The sequence below is a fragment of the Thermococcus sp. PK genome, from assembly GCF_000430485.1.
In the GTDB taxonomy this organism is placed as follows: domain Archaea; phylum Methanobacteriota_B; class Thermococci; order Thermococcales; family Thermococcaceae; genus Thermococcus_A; species Thermococcus_A bergensis.
Window position 1 is genome coordinate 477,036 of sequence record NZ_KE387149.1, and the last position, 17,105, is coordinate 494,140.

Annotated in this window: 17 protein-coding genes and 3 pseudogenes; 13 read left to right on the forward strand and 7 right to left on the reverse strand. The window is 44.0% G+C overall.

The window, feature by feature from the left end; translation table 11 throughout:
• From THEPK_RS13005 to THEPK_RS04490, 3 genes and pseudogenes are all read left to right on the forward strand, one after another.
• Positions 1 to 82: pseudogene (locus THEPK_RS13005) on the forward strand (IS6 family transposase); the annotation flags it as partial.
• A 43-nt stretch (positions 83 to 125) separates the two neighbouring features.
• The gene (locus THEPK_RS04485) at positions 126 to 602 is read left to right on the forward strand and encodes a magnesium-dependent phosphatase-1 (RefSeq protein ID WP_004067722.1); all 477 of its coding nucleotides are present in this window, start codon (positions 126 to 128) and stop codon (positions 600 to 602) included.
• Position 603: 1 nt separating this feature from the next.
• Positions 604 to 1,170: a DUF366 family protein gene (locus THEPK_RS04490; protein WP_004067723.1), complete on the forward strand. Its 567-nt coding sequence runs from the start codon at positions 604 to 606 to the stop codon at positions 1,168 to 1,170.
• On the opposite strand, the gene THEPK_RS04495 is transcribed toward THEPK_RS04490, so the two are convergent.
• The gene (locus THEPK_RS04495; protein WP_042698835.1) at positions 1,171 to 1,785 is read right to left on the reverse strand and encodes a diacylglycerol/polyprenol kinase family protein; all 615 of its coding nucleotides are present in this window, start codon (positions 1,783 to 1,785) and stop codon (positions 1,171 to 1,173) included.
• Positions 1,786 to 1,935: 150 nt separating this feature from the next.
• Here THEPK_RS04495 and lysS point away from each other — a divergent pair, with 150 nt between their 5' ends.
• Entirely contained in the window at positions 1,936 to 3,516 is a 1,581-nt protein-coding gene (lysS, locus tag THEPK_RS04500) for a lysine--tRNA ligase (protein ID WP_042698838.1), read from the forward strand.
• A 4-nt stretch (positions 3,517 to 3,520) separates the two neighbouring features.
• On the opposite strand, the gene THEPK_RS04505 is transcribed toward lysS, so the two are convergent.
• A complete protein-coding gene (locus THEPK_RS04505; RefSeq protein WP_042698841.1) occupies positions 3,521 to 4,204 on the reverse strand; it encodes a class I SAM-dependent methyltransferase in 684 nt (227 codons plus the stop codon).
• 81 nt (positions 4,205 to 4,285) lie between these two features.
• Between THEPK_RS04505 and THEPK_RS04510 the strand changes: the two genes are divergently transcribed.
• A complete protein-coding gene (locus tag THEPK_RS04510; RefSeq protein ID WP_042698843.1) occupies positions 4,286 to 4,867 on the forward strand; it encodes an indolepyruvate oxidoreductase subunit beta in 582 nt (193 codons plus the stop codon).
• Positions 4,868 to 4,940: 73 nt separating this feature from the next.
• The gene (locus THEPK_RS04515) at positions 4,941 to 5,396 is read left to right on the forward strand and encodes a metal-dependent transcriptional regulator (RefSeq protein ID WP_042698847.1); all 456 of its coding nucleotides are present in this window, start codon (positions 4,941 to 4,943) and stop codon (positions 5,394 to 5,396) included.
• Here THEPK_RS04515 and THEPK_RS04520 read toward each other — a convergent pair.
• On the reverse strand, positions 5,375 to 6,712 hold the full coding sequence (locus THEPK_RS04520; RefSeq protein WP_042698850.1) for an NCS2 family permease: 1,338 nt from the start codon (positions 6,710 to 6,712) through the stop codon (positions 5,375 to 5,377). The genes THEPK_RS04515 and THEPK_RS04520 overlap by 22 nt on opposite strands.
• Positions 6,713 to 6,844: 132 nt before the next feature.
• On the opposite strand from THEPK_RS04520, the gene THEPK_RS04525 reads away from it, so the two are divergent.
• Positions 6,845 to 8,149 (forward strand): NAD(P)-dependent malic enzyme, encoded by a 1,305-nt coding sequence (locus THEPK_RS04525; protein WP_042698853.1) that lies wholly within the window; start codon positions 6,845 to 6,847, stop codon positions 8,147 to 8,149.
• Here THEPK_RS04525 and dph5 read toward each other — a convergent pair.
• Positions 8,135 to 8,929: a diphthine synthase gene (dph5, locus tag THEPK_RS04530; protein WP_042698855.1), complete on the reverse strand. Its 795-nt coding sequence runs from the start codon at positions 8,927 to 8,929 to the stop codon at positions 8,135 to 8,137. The two genes, THEPK_RS04525 and dph5, sit on opposite strands and share 15 nt — an antisense overlap.
• Before the next feature lie 117 nt (positions 8,930 to 9,046).
• Between dph5 and bpsA the strand changes: the two genes are divergently transcribed.
• From bpsA to THEPK_RS04550, 4 genes and pseudogenes are all read left to right on the forward strand, one after another.
• Positions 9,047 to 10,099, forward strand: a complete 1,053-nt coding sequence (bpsA, locus tag THEPK_RS04535) for a N(4)-bis(aminopropyl)spermidine synthase (protein ID WP_042700572.1) — start codon at positions 9,047 to 9,049, stop codon at positions 10,097 to 10,099.
• Between the two features lie 75 nt (positions 10,100 to 10,174).
• A pseudogene (locus tag THEPK_RS04540) lies at positions 10,175 to 10,486 on the forward strand (metal-sulfur cluster assembly factor); the annotation flags it as partial.
• Positions 10,487 to 10,569: 83 nt separating this feature from the next.
• Positions 10,570 to 10,773 (forward strand): ferredoxin, encoded by a 204-nt coding sequence (locus tag THEPK_RS04545; protein WP_042698860.1) that lies wholly within the window; start codon positions 10,570 to 10,572, stop codon positions 10,771 to 10,773.
• A gap of 159 nt (positions 10,774 to 10,932) precedes the next feature.
• A complete protein-coding gene (locus tag THEPK_RS04550; RefSeq protein WP_042698863.1) occupies positions 10,933 to 11,112 on the forward strand; it encodes a ferredoxin in 180 nt (59 codons plus the stop codon).
• Positions 11,113 to 11,274: 162 nt separating this feature from the next.
• Here the strand turns inward: THEPK_RS04550 and THEPK_RS04555 are convergent, their stop codons facing one another.
• Together THEPK_RS04555 and THEPK_RS04560 are read right to left on the reverse strand one after the other, a co-directional pair.
• Positions 11,275 to 12,447: a nicotinate phosphoribosyltransferase gene (locus tag THEPK_RS04555; RefSeq protein ID WP_042698866.1), complete on the reverse strand. Its 1,173-nt coding sequence runs from the start codon at positions 12,445 to 12,447 to the stop codon at positions 11,275 to 11,277.
• 55 nt (positions 12,448 to 12,502) lie between these two features.
• Entirely contained in the window at positions 12,503 to 12,850 is a 348-nt protein-coding gene (locus THEPK_RS04560; RefSeq protein WP_042698871.1) for a 6-pyruvoyl trahydropterin synthase family protein, read from the reverse strand.
• Between the two features lie 445 nt (positions 12,851 to 13,295).
• Here THEPK_RS04560 and metG point away from each other — a divergent pair, with 445 nt between their 5' ends.
• A complete protein-coding gene (metG, locus tag THEPK_RS04570; RefSeq protein WP_042698873.1) occupies positions 13,296 to 15,485 on the forward strand; it encodes a methionine--tRNA ligase in 2,190 nt (729 codons plus the stop codon).
• A gap of 75 nt (positions 15,486 to 15,560) precedes the next feature.
• On the opposite strand, the gene THEPK_RS04575 is transcribed toward metG, so the two are convergent.
• Positions 15,561 to 16,295, reverse strand: coding sequence for a sulfite exporter TauE/SafE family protein (locus tag THEPK_RS04575; RefSeq protein WP_042698876.1), 735 nt, complete (start codon positions 16,293 to 16,295; stop codon positions 15,561 to 15,563).
• A 121-nt stretch (positions 16,296 to 16,416) separates the two neighbouring features.
• Between THEPK_RS04575 and THEPK_RS13775 the strand changes: the two are divergent.
• Positions 16,417 to 17,105: pseudogene (locus tag THEPK_RS13775) on the forward strand (IS6 family transposase); the annotation flags it as partial.

Sequence of the window (17,105 nt, forward strand, 5' to 3'; positions counted from 1 at the left end):
TGTTAGAATTCATTCTTGGTTTGGTGGACCGCCTGGTGATGTGACTGAATGGCTTCAGGAGGTGATACCCCAGTTATCCTGACAGTATCAAAAACTGTGTTCTCGAGTCCTTTCTGGTGGTAAAATTGAAATTGTTAGTGCTTGATTTAGATGGTACTCTATGGGATCATGAGGATGCTTCACAGCTCGTTCCACCTTATAAGTTCCAAGGGGATATGCTAATTGATGCCTATAAGAAGGAGCTCCATCTGTTTCCAGGCGTTAGGGATTTCCTTGAATGGGCCAGCGAACGCTTTATCCTTACGATAGCCAGCTGGAACTTGGAAGAGAGAGTTAGACCAATTCTTGAAGGCTTTGGTCTCTGGGATTACTTCATGTTTCCAAAAATTGAAGGGCATCCCAACAAAGCTGATATGATAAAGCGAACCGTGGAAGAACTAACCTCAATAGGTTACAGTCTTGAAGAAATAATCTACGTGGACGATAGAGCTATACATATCGATGATATTAGGACTATCTTTCCCGATATTAAGTTCATCCAGATGTGGGTCGATGCAAAGTCATTTGAAGAATTAAGAGAACTTCTTGAGCGAGGTGATTGAAGTGGAACTCCTCGTGATTAAAGACAGACGTATAGACTATGATGGCTCGGCTATAAGAAGTCACTGGGCTTACAGAAACTTTGGGATTTTGGGGAATTCTCTTGTGGTCTTTAGGGGAAAATGTGATGTAAAAGTTGAGGAAATGATTGATATTGAAGACCTCAGGCAGAAGAAGGAAATTAAAAGCGATGACATGGTTCACTATATAATAGAAATCTTTGATTTTCCCAATGTCCTCCTGGCTTCTGCTCTTCAAAAGCTCTTCATAGCAAAGCTTTGCGAGCTGCTGGGGGAATATGGCATAAAAACCTCCCGGAAAGGGGATGACATCTACGTTGATGGCAGGAAGCTTAGCATTTCAATAGCTACTGTTTCACCGGTTAGCATAAAGATACACATCGGGATAAACGTTGAGGCAAAAGGAATTCCAGAGGGCGTTAATGCAATCGGGCTTGAAGAGCTTGGAATTCTTGATATTCAGGAGTTTATGGAAAAGAGCGGAAAGGCCCTGGTTGAAGAGTTCGTTAAAGTGAAAAAAGACAGCCTCAAAGTAAGATGGGCCGAATAGTTAAACTAGCGGATAGAGAAAAGTGGCCACGAGGGGGACGGCTAGGTTATCGTCTAGAAACCTTTGATACTCTGCCAGTGTTAGTATTCCGCTCCATACTATTTTTATTGCGCATGAGCTTTCCGGGAGAACTGCAAACGCTATTAAAAGAGCTGTTATGAAGTATCCCAAGCTGCCGCTCCAGTGTTTTTTGAGTTTCACATTGTGCCCGTTTCTTTTGAAATAATAAAATCTCAGAATACCGGTAATACCATCACTTATAGCCATAACAAGCAACACCGCTGTTGCGTACTCTCTTGGAAGAAAAGCAACCACAAAAGAAGCGGACAAGGCAAAGAACACCTCTCCGTAGTTCTTATCCAGCTGATACCAAGAAAGCTTTTCCTTCTTTAGATGAAATATTAACTGAACCACTGCAAAGGCAAAAGCTGCAGGGGCAAAGACCTCTTTTGGAATTTTTTCAAAATAGTAGAGTACTGCCGCAGGCGTAATGCTGAAGTGGATTATCTTTCTATTGATCCAAGCATATTCCCCTCCAAGCTTTTTTGTAAATCCTATCGTGAGGATAATGATAGTAGCCGCAATGCCGGCATAAAGTAGCCATGCAGGGGGCATTGATTTCACCAACCAAGCAATTAAATGTTGGGGAAACTAATATATCTTTTGTCCAGTTTCTTAGTGGTTTCTGAATGTTGAAGACTGTTTGATATCTTAGCTAGCCAAAGCTTAAAAAGTGTCTCTCATAATTACCTGCAGGTGAGGGGAATGGTTCATTGGGCTGACTATATGGCAGAAAAGATCATCAAAGAGAGAGGAGACAAAGAAGAGTATGTGGTGGAAAGTGGAATAACGCCGAGTGGTTACGTTCATATAGGGAACTTTAGAGAGCTTTTTACGGCCTATATTGTGGGACATGCACTGAGGGATAAAGGAAAGAAAGTTAGACACATTCACATGTGGGACGATTACGATCGCTTTAGAAAGGTACCAAAGAACGTCCCCAAGGAGTGGAGCGAATACCTAACCATGCCTGTGAGCGAAGTTCCAGACCCATGGGGATGTCACAACAGCTACGCGGATCATTTTATGAGTATCTTTGAAGAAGAAGTTGAAAAGCTTGGGATTGAGGTTGATTTTCTAAGGGCAAGCAGGCTCTACAAGAGCGGGGAATACGCAAACGAAATTAGACTTGCCTTGGAAAAGAGAAGTGAAATAATGGAAATCTTGAACAAGTTTAGGGATATGGCGAAGCAGCCCCATCTGCCGAAGGACTGGCAACCGATACAGATTTACTGTCCAAAGTGCAGAAAAGAAGCGGAGTTTGTTAAATGGGATGGTGAGTGGAAGGTCGCCTATAGGTGTTCTCACTGTGGCGCCGAGGGCGAGACCGACATAAGAGAGGGCAACGTCAAGCTCCGCTGGCGTGTTGATTGGCCAATGAGATGGGCGCATTTCAAAGTAGATTTTGAACCTGCTGGAAAAGACCACCTCGCAGCGGGAAGTTCATACGATACCGGAAAGGAGATAGTTGAGAAAATCTTTGGCTGGAAAGCTCCAATGACGCTCATGTATGAATTCGTTGGCATAAAGGGCCAAAAGGGCAAAATGAGCGGTAGCAAGGGCAACGTTATCCTACTAAGCGATCTCTATGAAGTTCTTGAGCCTGGTGTCATAAGGTTCATCTACGCAAGGCACAGGCCAAACAAGGAAATCAAGATCGACTTAGGCTTGGGCTTGCTGAATCTTTACGACGAGTTTGATAGTGTTGAGAGGCTGTACTTTGGCTTGGAGGAGGCCAAAAATCCCGAGGAAGCTGAAGAACTCAAGAGGACATACGAGCTTTCAATGCCTTCCCTCCCGAGCCGTCTGGTTGCTCAGGCCCCGTTTAGATTTCTCGTGGTGCTCGTCCAGATGCCTCACCTAACTGAAGAGAAGATAATTGAAATACTAAAAGAACAGGGTCACGTTCCGGCACAGCTTGACGAGGAAGACCTTAACAGAATTCGCCTCAGGATATATCTTGCCAAAAACTGGGTCGAAAAATATGCTCCGGAGGATGTTAAATTTGAGCTCCAGGAAGAACTCCCACAAATTGAGATAAGCGAAGAAATAAAAGATGCTCTCAGAGAAGTTGCAGATTGGCTTGAGGAAAGAGAAAAATTCACCGTCGATGAGTTTAATTCGATTATCTTTGACGCCGCCAAGAAGAGGAGCATCCCAAGCAAGAAGTACTTCAAAGTTCTCTACAACCTCTTCATAGGAAAAGACAGGGGGCCAAGACTTGCTCCCTTCTTGGCATCGCTCGATAAGGAATTCGTGATAAAGAGGCTTAGGCTTGAAGGTTGATTTTTTATTTTTTATACACATTTAGATATGACATTTCACCAAGCTTAACGCTTTCTATGGGAGTGAAGTAAAGTTTTGCAAGCAACTCTACGGCAGTTTTTCCCCATATCGTGAACTTTATCCTAAATGAATTTTTCTCACTCTTATACTCTATTACGGCGCTTTTTTCTTCGTCGTCAATCATGACGCTACTTATCCAGTACTCCTCTCCAACAACAGTTCCCATTTGGACTCTTGAAAGGAGTTCTCTCATGTCCACAAAATTTATCAGAAACAGCCCATCTTTTTTGAGAACTCTTTTAACTTCTTTAAAGACTTCATTAAGTTCTTTAGGTGAGAAGTGGACAGTTGTATTTCCGAGAAAGAGAACGTAATCAAACGTTTCATCTTCAAAGGGCAACTTTCTTGCGTCCCCAACAATAAATTCCACCTTAGAATTTTTTTCTTTTGCGTATTCTCTTGCTTTTTTAATCATCTCATCGTCTATATCAATTCCCACAACCTCAAAGCCGTACTCTTCAAGAAGGAAGGAAAATCCCCCTACGCCACATGCTAAGTCTAAAACTTTCCCTTTTTCCTTTAGAAACCTGAGCAAGTGAGGTTCAAGTTCTTCTAGTCTCCTTTGATATTCTTTGGAGTCTATGTCGGTATATGCCTTAAATTTGCGATAGTACTCTTTGAATCCCATGTTAAAGACTAAGACTGGTCACCAAATAAACCTTCCGCCAGATTTTTAACCTTTCTGCCCTTAGTTTTATTGGTGGTGATTGTGGAGTTCAATCTTATAATCGCGGGAGTTGGGGGCCAGGGTGGGCTTACTCTGTCAAGAATTATCGGAAACGCTGCGATGAAAGAGGGGTACAATGTTAGAATAGGCGAAACCCTTGGTATGAGTCAGCGCTATGGCAGTGTGCTCAGCTATCTCCGATTTGGAGAGGAAGTTTATTCTCCCCTCATCGAAGAAGGGGAAGCGGATTTGATGCTTGCCCTCGAACCGGCTGAGGCCTTGAGGAATGCAAGGTTCCTAAACCATAAGAGCCATGCAATAGTAAACGCTTATCCCGTTCATACGGCCACAACATTGGTTGGAAAAGAGAAGTATCCGAGTCTTGAGGAAATACGCAACGCCCTTTCAAAGATATGTGCCGTTGAAATGGAGAACTTCCAGAAAGAGGCAGATAAGATAAACCCACGCACTCTGGGAGTGCTGATGCTTGGGTTCGCTTATGGTAAGGGCTTGATTCCACTAAAGAAAGAGAGCATTATAGAGGGGATTCAGGAAACATTAAAGCCAAAGCTTTGGGAAATTAACATTAAGGCTTTTGAAAGGGGAATGGAACTTGCTAAATGATCCCTCTTTATCATTTTTGGTGTAACCAAAAAGCACTTAAATTATTTAGGTTAAACTAATTCAGGTGAGGTTTGTGGAAATAACAAAGAGAGAGGAAGAGTACCTTGAGACTATGTACATACTTCAAAAGAATAAGGGTGTAATCAGAGTAAAAGATATTTCAAAAAAACTGGGTGTTAGGCCACCGAGTGTAGTTGATGCACTGAAAAAGCTAAATGAAAAAGGTTTGATAAATTATGAAAAGTACGATAGGATTCTTTTAACCGAAAAAGGGCTTGAAATAGCTAAAGAGACCTACCAAAAGCACGTTCTCCTGATGAAGTTTTTCACCGAGATACTTGGAATTCCTCCAGAAATAGCGGAGGAAGATGCGTGCCAGTTTGAGCATTACGTTCATGAAATTACCGCTGAGAGGATGAAAGAGTTCGCACAGTATATCCAGGAGCATTGCCCCTATGTCCTCAAGCAATTTCTTAAAGAACACATGGAAAAAGAAGAAGCGGAAACTCAAAAGAGTCCTCCTAAGTAGGCAAAGTAGCCCATGAAGATCAATGCCAATACGTACATCAGTGGGTGTATCTCTTTTCCTCTTCCGCTGAACAGCTTTATTATCGTGTAGCTTATGAAGCCCATTCCTATTCCGTCTGCTATTGAATATGTGTAGGGTATTGTGATAAGCACTAGAAACGCCGGGATAGCTTCGGTTGCGTCGTCGAAGTCAACTCCTCTTATTGCGCTCAGCATGTAGTAACCAACTATAACGAGAGCCGGTGCGGTAGCAAAAGCAGGAATTGCTTGCGCAATGGGTGCTATGAACAATCCTATGGCAAGGAAGAGCAGACCTGTCACCAGGGCTGTCATCCCTGTTCTTCCGCCCTCTTCAATTCCAGCGGCGCTTTCTATGTACGTTGTTACTGTTGAAGTTCCAAGGAGTGCTCCAAGTGTTGTGCCTATTGCATCCGTCAAGAGGACTTTCTCTGCATCCGGCACTTTGCCTTCTTTTGTCAGGAAACCTGCTTTGGCACTTAACCCCGTTATTGTTCCAAGGGTGTCAAAGAAGTCGACCATGAAGAAGGCAAAAACTACACCAATTGCCCCTATGTTGAGGAGACCTTGAAGGTCAAGCTTTAGGAAGGTGTAGCTTATGTCTGGAGTTGAGAAGAGATGTTCTGGCCAGGGTGCAGCTCCGCTTATCCATCCCAAAATGCTTGTGGTAAGGATTGAAATTAATAGAGCACCCTTCACTCGGAGACTTATGAGGATTGCAGCTAAGAACAGCCCGAATAGGAACAAAAGACCTGCTTTTGTTCCGAGTACTGAGGCATTAAACCCGGTGAACTTGAGCACTCCGTTGTTGTCAACAAAGGCGGTTAGAAGACCAACGTCATTGAGGCCTATCAATGTCAAGAAAAGTCCTATTCCTGCTCCAACGGCATATTTCTGGCTTAGTGGAATTGCATGTATTATTGCGCTCCTAACTTTGGTAATGCTAAGTATTATGAAGATTATTCCCTCAACAAAAACTGCTGCAAGTGCCACTCTCCAATCGTAGCCCATTCCAAGCACGACACTGTAGGCAAAGTAGGCATTTAGTCCCATTCCCGGAGCCAGAGCAAAGGGCTTTTTTGCATAGACACCCATTATTATCGTGGAAATTCCTGCCGCAAGTGCCGTTACCGCCACAAGTGAGTTAAAGGCCTCTTTTCCCATTGCATCGCTTAAGATTGCGGGGTTTACGAAGAGAATGTAAGCCATTGTCATGAAAGTGGTTATTCCTGCTAAAATTTCGGTTCTCATATCCGTTCTGTACTTCTCAAACTCGAAATATCTCTCAAGAGCCCTCATTTCTCCCACCTCTAATTGATACGAAAATGATAAAACAACCAGCATATTTAAACATTTTGAACATAAAAGTGTCAAACAAATGCATGGAAAGAGTTTAATTGAAAGAAGTCTCACAAGATAGGGGATGAATTCATGAGGATTAGCGAAGAACAAAGAAAAAAGCTTGAAAGGGATGCCCTCGATTACCATCGAAACAACTTTCCGGGAAATGGAAAAATAGAGGTTATTCCGAAGGTCAAAGTTGAGGACTTCTATGGCCTAAGCCTGGCATACACTCCGGGCGTTGCTGAGCCCTGTAAGGCTATAGCAAATGGGGAGAGCCACGAAGACTATACATCCATACCAAACACTGTGGCTGTGGTTACAGATGGCTCTGCGATACTTGGTTTGGGCAACATTGGAGTTTTAGCGGGCATGCCCGTGATGGAAGGCAAATGCGTTCTCTTCAAAGCCCTGGCTGGTGTGGATGCGTTCCCAATACTGGTGGACAGCAATGACGTGGATGAGATTGTAAACACAATTAAGCTGATTTCAAAGGGCTTTGGGGGCATAAACTTAGAGGACATCTCCGCTCCAAGGTGCTTTGAAATCGAGGAAAGGCTTAAGAAAGATCTCGACATCCCGGTCTTTCATGATGACCAGCACGGCACGGCCGTTGTGGCCCTTGCAGGTTTAATGAACGCTCTCAAGCTTGTTGGAAAGGACTTTGGTGATATAAAGGTCGCCATAAGCGGCGCGGGCGCTGCAGGAATTGCCATAGCGAAGCTTCTGCACCACGTAGGGGTTAGGGAAATAGTAACGGTTGACAGAAAAGGGATAATCCACGAGGGGAGGGACGACCTGAACCCATACAAAAGGGAAGTTGCAAGGTTTAACATCCACAACATTGAGGGCGACCTTTCAAAGGCGCTTGAGGGGGCTGATGTTTTCATAGGCGTAAGCACTGGAAATATCGTCAGCGGAGAGATGATCAAAAAGATGGCGGACGATGCAGTGGTTTTTGCAATGGCGAATCCGGTTCCGGAAATTGCGCCCGAAAAGGCCAAGAAAGCCGGGGCAAGAATAGTTGCAACTGGGAGAAGTGATTACCCAAACCAGATTAACAACGTCTTGGGCTTTCCGGGAATTTTTAGAGGGGCTTTGGATGTCAGGGCAAGGGAAATCACCCTGAACATGAACATAGCTGCGGCTGAGGCTATAGCGAGCTGTGTGAGCGATGAAGAGCTGTCAGAAGACTACATAATCCCCACCCCGTTCCATCCCGATGTGTATCCCAAGGAAGCGAGGGCAGTTGCTGAGCAGGCCGTAAAAGATGGGGTTGCAAGGAGAAAAGTCAGCGGAGAATGGGTGGAGGAGCACACAAGGAAGCTGAGGGAGTTTTACCAGCGTTACATTGCCCCAATAAACAGAGAAAGAAAAAAGCTACACTTCATTTAATATCTGCTTGGGAGCATTGGCAAAGGCTACCAAATACTCCGCCTCAACTATGTGTAGCTTTCCAGGGACTATTAAAACGTGTGGCTGCTTTCCGAAGTCTTCTTTCATCATATCTCTTACATAGCCAGCTTTCAGTGTTGGGTTCAGAGAACCTGCTCTTGCTAGGACGACCACAAAGGTGTCTTCGGTAAAAACTCCTTCTTTTTTCTTCTCCTCTACCTGTAGGAGGATCTCCATAGCCTCGTTGGCAGTCATGTACCTCCCTTTGTCTGCTTTAATGTCGAGGAAGAGAAGCGTATGAAGACCGCGTTCTTTGTTTTCTTTGATTGTGTCATAGTGGCTGGTTGGGAACCAGTTCTTTTCCGGGTAGGCAACGGTGGCGCTCTTCCCAAATTTGTAGATTTGAAGTCCGGTTATGGCAACGGCAGAGTAGATGGAGGGAGCATGGATAACGTAGCTCTCTACCCCCATTTGCTTTGCCCGTATCCTTAAGTCCGCATGAGTTGTCGCTACCATCGGGTCTCCTGCCGTTAGAAAGGCAACATTTTTGGTTTTCGCCTCGCTGAGGACTATCCTCTCAAAGTTCAGCTCAACGTCTTCTCTGTTTAGTAGTCTTATTGGTTTTCCTATCTGTTCTTCTATCTTCCTTATGTCTGTACCGGCTAGGAGAGAGGTGTAAAATTCTGCAAACACCAAATCGCACTTTCTCGCTATTTCTAGACCCTTAAGGGTGATGTCCTTTTCATCATAAAGTCCCAGTCCTATAAAGTATATCGCCATTTTTCTCACCTCTTTTTCTAATGAAAGTGGGGCTAAAAATTTATTCCAAAAACTTTAAAATAGCTTTTCATGAACTTCTTTCGACGGTTTTGATGAAAGTTAATGGAGGGAGCAGAGATGAAGGCGATTGTTGAGAGAGTTAGAGAGAAAACATCAATACCCGTTTATGAGAGAACCATTGAAAACGTGTTGAGTGCAATTCTTGCGAGCAGCGATCCGTGGAGGATAGTAGACCTTAGCGAAGAACCACTTCCTCTCGTAGTTGCAGTGGTTGAAGCGCTTCACGATTTAGGCTACGTGGAGTTCAAAGATGGAATAATCCTTACCCAGAAGGGGAAGGAGCTCGTGGAGAAGTATGGGATTGGAAAGAGAGAAGACTACACCTGCAGGCACTGCCAAGGAAAAACAGTTGAACTTGATGCTTTTAGGGACCTCCTTGAGGAGTTCAAAGAAATAGTGAAAAACAGGCCCGAGCCAAAGCATGAGTTTGATCAGGCATATGTAACTCCCGAGACGACAGTTGCAAGGGTAGCCTTAATGCATACGAGGGGAGATCTTGAAAATAAGGAAGTCTTTGTCCTTGGAGATGACGACCTAACGAGCGTTGCCCTCATGCTTTCAGGCCTTCCAAAGAGGATTGCAGTCCTCGATATTGATGATAGACTCACAAAGTTCATTGAGAAAACTGCAGATGAAATCGGCTACAGCAACGTGGAGATATTCACCTTCGACCTCAGAAAGCCTTTACCAGATTATGCCTTAAGGAAGTTCGATACTTTCATCACCGATCCTCCCGAGACAGTCGATGCTGTTAGGGCGTTTGTTGGAAGGGGAATTGCGACACTCAAAGGTCCGGGATGTGCTGGTTACTTCGGAATTACAAGAAGAGAAAGCTCAGTCGATAAGTGGCACCAGGTGGAAAAGATTCTCATAACAGAGTTCAACGTAGTTATAACTGACATAATAAGGAACTTTAATGAGTACGTCAACTGGGGATACGTGGAGGAAACTAGGGCCTGGAAACTCTTACCAATAAAAACTCTACCTACCTACAACTGGTACAAGAGCTATATGTTTAGAATTCAAACTATCGAGGGATCCAGGGGCTACGAAGAGGAAATTACAGTTGGCAAGGAACTATACGATGATGAGGAAAGCTCCACAACTTAATTTCTTTTCTACATTTTTGTCCCATAAGGTTTAAATTTGTTGTTTGGAAACTTTTTTCAGGTGAGGAAAATGAGTGAAAACACCAAGCTCACAGAAGAGATGATTCTCGAAAAGCTTAAAGAAGTTATTGACCCGGAAATTGGGATTGACGTTGTCAACTTGGGGCTTATATATGAGCTCAAGATAAACCCCGACAATACCGTCTACGTTAAGATGACCATGACAACCCCTGGTTGTCCCCTTACGCTGTGGCTCCTTCAGGCTGTAGAGCAAAAAATTCTCGAAATTCCTGGAGTTAAGGATGCGGAAATAGAGCTCACATTTGATCCGCCCTGGACCCCGGATAGAATAAGCGAGGAAGTCAAGAAAAGGTTGGGAATGATCTGAGTTATTTCCTAAATTTTTTAGACTAATCTAATAGTTCGAAACCTTTATATCATAACCTTTGTTATATTAATACGGTGATTCAGATGGCCCAGTGGAAGGTTAGGGTTGATCAAGATGTTTGTATAGGAGATGCTATCTGTGCAAGTCTCTGCCCAGACATTTTTGAGATGAACGATGAGGGAAAGAGCCAACCAAAAGTTGAGATTATTGGAGAAGATCTCATTGATTGTGCCAGAGAGGCTGCCGAAGCTTGTCCTGTAAGCTGTATATACATTGAAGAGATTTGATGTTCTCATCAATTTTCTCTTTTGTATTGCTTTCTGTTTTCTTCTTTGATCCCAAGCATTGACCTTTTTCTTTAGAATGTGTAGTATAACCTTTAGTTTGAATAAAGTTTTTAAACTTAGCTTCCCCTTATTCTCTGAATCCCTTTGGAGGTGTCGGAGATGAAAGTTAGTGTTGATAAGGACACATGCATTGGATGTGGAGTTTGCGCAAGCATCTGCCCAGATGTCTTTGAAATGGGCGACGATGGAAAGGCAAACGTTATTGCTCCAGAAACAGACGCCGAGTGCGCAAAAGAGGCAGCAGAAAGCTGCCCAACAGGAGCAATTACAGTCGAATGAACTTCTTTCCTTTTTTATTAACTTCTCTTCTTTGGGATTTTGAAGCCGTTGATTGTTTTTGGATTTAGCGGTCAGGGCCCCCACCAAACATCACAGCAAAGCTCAGAGATTAAGCGGGCTCTTCATCATCCCGGCGACAAAATGATAAAAACGAGAAAACAGCTATTCGAGTGTTAATCCAAATTTCTTTGCCTGCTCAAGGACGTATTCTCTAATCTCTCTTGCTTTTGGTAATTCTGCAACTATTTCTCCGTTCTCAATTAGTGGTTTTAGCAATGGTTCAACCTTTGCTCCACAAACAGGACACTTTTCAAGCTTTTTCTCTGCTGGAACTCTGTGGTAGTGGCCATTTTCACACCTGTATATCTGTTTCCTGCCGCTCAGCTTTCCTCTCTTGGTCAAGGGCTTTCCTTCGACCTCAACAATGTCGAGGGAGAAGTCTATAGGCTTTGCACTTGCAATGCTTCCTCCAACACCGAATGCATCTGCTATGTCAGCGAGCTCTTTAATGCTCTCCTCATTAAGTCCTCCGCTCAGGAATATCTTAACGTGCTTGTAACCTCTTAAATCCAGCTCCCACCTTACTTCTTCTACTATGCGTTTGAAGTTCCCCCTTCTTGAGCTTGGAGTATCGAGTCTCACTGCGGCCAGCTTTTCTCCTAAAGCCTCGGCCGCCATTAGGGCCTCCATTTTTTCATCGCAGAAGGTATCAACGAGAGCCACCCTCGGAACTTCTTCTGGCATGACCTCATCGAAATATTTCCATGCCTTTACCTGGTCCCCGACGGTTATAATTAACGCGTGGGGCATTGTTCCTACAGGTTTTTCGCCAATCATTTCTGCACCTAAAACGCCACTAACTCCATCGCAGCCGCCTATGAAGGCACTTCTATCAATCATCGGGGCGATTGCGGGGTGCATGTGCCTTATGCCGAAAGAATACACAGGCTTGAACTTTGCCGCCATTTTGACTCTAAGGGCTGCTGTTGCTATTCCACTTGCTTGGCTCAGCATTCCGAGCAGTGCGGTTTCAAATATCCCGAATTCTTCGTAGTAGCCCTCAATCTGCATTACGGGTTCGTAGGGATGGAATATCGTTCCTTCGGGCATAGAATAAACGTTCACAGGGTGCCCTTCGAGGAGCTTTGCAACTTCTTCCACTCCAGCTAGTACTCCCCACTTCCAGCCTTTTGGAAGGGAAGTTGTTGTAATATCGGCAAAGACTTTTTTGTGTATACCTTTTTCTTCCAACACCTTCTTGGTTCGGATAAAGTAAACGTCAGTAGTTTTTCCCGATTTTATGTCATCTTCATGTGCTATGTAAAAATCTTTCATTTTTCTTCACCTCTACTACCTCCGCTTTAATAAATTTTAGCTTTTTGGTGGGATTTTAAAACTCAAACTCAACCCCATTTTCATCTCCTTCCCACAGGACGATTTTGTGCAGCTTAATATCTTTGGGTAGGTTTTCCCTAATTCTCTCGGCAATCCAGAGGGCGATGTTCTCGGTTGTGGGGTTTTCGAAAAGCACGTTTAGATTTTTATGTCTTAGCGGAGCAATTGCACTGTCCAAAATCTTTCTAAGCTCCAGAAAATCCATTATGTAACCATCTTTTATTTCTCCTTCAATGACAATTTCGCCTCTGAATGTGTGGCCGTGAATCTCTTCAGGCTCCCCGTTTATCGTTACCGCATGGGCGGCATCAAAGGCGAACTTTTCTCTAATCCTCGCTTTCATTTTCCCACCGAAAGAATTTTGGGTTTTGATAGTTAAAATACTTTGGTGGTATCATGAGTTGTGGAATTGAGGTTCCGGCGCAGAGGGTTGTAGCTGGAGGGTTAATAGTTGAGGGTTAATAGTTTACGTTGACAAGGAGAGCTTTTTCAAGCTCTTAGAGCTTAAAGAGGCACCTCTTGTAGTAGTTGGTGAGCTTTCTTCATCTGGTTTTGGTCTGAGAAAGATTAGGGTTACAATTATGCCTTTAGAGGGAGCTTTGATTGTTTACAGAGGGGAGGTGGAGTTGCCCGAAAAATGTGTGGTCATTAAGGCCTCGGAGATCAACATGGGCAAGTGATTATGCAATAATAGATATATTTCCATATGCAGAAAATAACTCACCGTAATATTTAAAATTGGCGAGAACTTATAAAGGGCAGCAAGTTAGTTCTTGGAGGTGGTAGAAATGAGGTTCACTGTAACATCTGCACTGCCTTACGCTAACGGGCCCATACATGCAGGGCATCTGGCTGGAGCCTACCTTCCAGCGGACATATTCGTGCGTTATTTGAGGCTAAAAGGAGAGGACGTTATTTTCATATGCGGAACCGACGAACATGGCACTCCAATAACTTTCAGAGCATTGAAGGAGGGCAAGAGCCCGAGGGAGATTGTGGACTACTACCACGAACACATCAAAACGACATTTGAACGGGCAAAGATAAGCTTTGATTATTTTGGGAGGACCGAGCTTCCCGTTCACTACAGACTGAGCCAGGAGTTCTTCTTAAAAGCCCTTGAGAACGGGCACCTTGTTAAAAAAGTTGAAAAGCAGGCTTACTGTGAGCACGACAAAATGTTCCTTCCCGATAGATACGTTATTGGCACATGCCCCTATTGTGGCGCAGAAGACCAGAGGGGCGACCAGTGTGAGGTCTGCGGTCACCCGCTAACCCCGGAGAAGCTTGTAAACCCAAGGTGTAATATATGTGGAAGCCCAATCACATTCAAGGACTCTGCCCACTACTACATAAAAATGCAGGACTTTCAGGAGAAGCTTAAGGAGTGGGTTTTAAACCAGAAGCACTGGAAGCCAAACGTCAGGAATATGGTTTTGGGGTGGATTAACGAGGGATTGGAAGAGAGGGCAATAACCAGAGACCTCAGCTTGGGAATTCCCGTGCCCCTGGAAGATGAGGACATCAAAGGAAAAGTGCTCTACGTTTGGTTTGAAGCTCCTATAGGATATATCTCTATAACGATTGAGTACTTTAAGAGGCTTGGAAAGGAGGAAGAATGGAAGAAATACTGGCTTAGTGGATATGACGGCGAGACGAAGATTGTGCACTTCATCGGAAAGGACAACGTTCCCTTCCATGCCATATTCTGGCCGGCTTTCCTAATGGCTTATGGCAAGTACAAGGATGAAAAAGGCGAATTTGACTGGCTTCTGCCCTATGACATCCCTGCAAATGAATACCTAAACCTCGAAGGCAGAAAGTTCTCAACAAGCAGAAACTGGGCTATATGGGTACATGAGTTCCTCGATGCATTTCCCGCAGACTACTTGAGGTATTATCTGACCTCCATACTGCCAGAAACAAGGGATAGCGACTTCAGCTTTGAGGACTTCAAGAAGAAAATCAATGAGGAGCTTGTAAACAACCTTGGAAACTTCGTGCACAGAGCGCTGACCTTCGTTAACAGGTACTTCGATGGAAAGGTTCCAGAAGCTGGGGAGCTTGATGAGCTCGATAAGAAGGCATTCGAGGAGATAGAAAAAGCTTTTGCTGAAGTTGGCGAGTTAATATCAAAGTACCAGTTCAAAGAAGCCCTCAAGAGGGTTATGGCTCTTGCAATCTTCGGCAACCAGTACTTTGACTACCAGAAGCCCTGGAAGACGGCTAAGAGCGATAGAGTTAGGACTGGAACGACTGTAAACGTCTCTCTCCAAATCGTCAAAGCTCTGGGCATCCTCCTTGAACCGTTCCTCCCGGACGCAAGTGAAAGGATATGGCACCTCTTAAACCTTGAAGAAGTCAAGAAATGGAAGTTTGAACCGCTTAAACCGGGACACAAAGTTAGAAGGGCTGAAATACTCTTTAGAAAAGTGGAGGATGCTGATATAATAGCCTACATAGTGAACTACATCGGCAGGGGCAATCCGGAGAGTGCAAGGATTTTGCTTGATAAGTATTACAAAATGGAAGATGTTGTTAAGGTAGCTAAAGAAAGGCTCGGGGATGAAGCCGAGGTAATTTTGAGGAAAATTTATGGTGAAAATGTTAAAACAAAAACACCGGAGAAAAAACAAAAAGGAGGGAAAGACATGAGCTATGTTAAGTTTGATGACTTCGCCAAGATTGATATAAGAATTGGAAAGATAATCAGCGTCGAAGACCACCCGAACGCTGATAAGCTCTACGTTGTTAAGGTCGACCTTGGGGACGAAGTCAGGCAGCTTGTAGCTGGCTTAAAGGCATACTACAAGAAAGAGGAGCTCCTCAACAAGTATGTGGCTGTTATCACAAACTTGGAGCCAAAGAAGCTTAGAGGCGTTGAAAGCCAGGGAATGCTTCTGGCAGCGGATGATGGAGAAAACGTTGCCCTTCTAACACCAGAAAAAGAAGTGAAATTGGGAGCAAAGGTTCGTTAGAGCCTTTTCTTTTCTTCCTTTGATTGTTCCATAAGAGTGGATGTTGTTTTTAGCTCTGGGCAATGCTAATTTAATCTAAATCAACATTTTAACCCCGATCAAAATGAGTATAATGGCGAACCAGCGCTTTAACCTTTCTGGATGTAAGTTGTGAGCACTTCTTGCCCCCAGATACGCCCCTATTATTAATCCCGGAGCCAAGAGAAGTGCGGTTTCAATGCCCACATTTCCCGCTTTGAAATGTCCATAAGTTCCAGCCAGGGCTGTGAAAAAGAGTGCCACGCTAGATGTTCCGATTGCGTATCTAACCGGTATGCCGACAAGAACATGGAATAAGGGGACGTTCAGAATCCCTCCGCTTATTCCAAGCAGACCAGACAAAAATCCCGAAAGCACTCCTACTATGGGGATATTCCTGTAGTTTATTCTGAGGTTTTCATCGTAATGTGGTTTTGAGGGAGTTGTGGCCATTTTGTATGCCAGATAAAACAGCAGTATTGAGAATGCCCTTCGTAGGAAAGATTCCGGTAAAGATGCCGTCATGTGGGCTCCTATTAATGCAGCAGGTATTGAAAATATTTCTTTAGCTGCCACCACTTTAAAAAGGGCTTTTCCATTTTTAATGTGAGTATAAGCGGAGGCAAAAGAGCTAATTGCTATGCATGCGAGGCTTGTTCCGATTGCAGTGTGAATAGGTAATCCTGTAAGAGTAAGTGCCGGGACTATAAGGAAACCTCCACCTACCCCAAAAAGCCCTGCTATTGCTCCTATTGCAGCCCCAAGGATGAAATAGAGGAAATAATTAATCATGAAAAAAGTTCGAAAAAACCACTTTAAATCTCTTTTCCCAAAAAGATAAGATACTGTTAGGATAAGCTGTGGGGTGTCAGGTTTAAGTTACTGGCAGTACTTTAGAAAAAGAAGGGGGAACATGAAGTCTGAAACCATTATTTACTGGGTGGTTTCAGCCTTAAAACCCTTTCGTCGCAACAAAATCCCACCAGAAAAGAAAATCAGGGGAGTAGAATTATACCTGCGAGGCCTCAGTTACCGGCAAAACCGCCAGAATACTCAAAATCAGTCACGTAACAGTCTGGGAGGCAGTCCAAAAACTCGACAGAAGCAGTTTACAAGCCAAAAAATCCTACGCAGTCAAAAAACAGACGAAACTTCATCGCAGTTGACGAAACAGTAATAAAAATCAAACGGGAAGAAAAGATACCTCTGGGCTGCAATTGACGTTGAGAGCAAGGAAGTTTTAGCAGTCTGGATTACGACTGTTAGAAACTGGTGGGTTGCCAGGGATTTCATTCTGGTTGTTTTAAAGTCGTGTGAAGGGCAGCCTGTCTTTCTGGTTGACAGGGCGAGCTGGTATAAGTCTGCTTTTAAGAGTTTTGAGGTTGGGTTATCTGCATGTGACTTTCGGGCCGAGGAACAGTGTTGAGCGCTGGTTTAGGACGTTGAAGGAGAGGACGAAGCGTTTCTGGAATAATTTCAGGGGTAAAGACTGGAGGAGGGTTCATAGGTTTGTTTTCTGTTTGCCTTCTGGTATAATTTTGTCAGAATTCATTCTAGTTTTGGTGATCCGCCTGGTGATGTTACTGAATGGCTTCAGGAGGT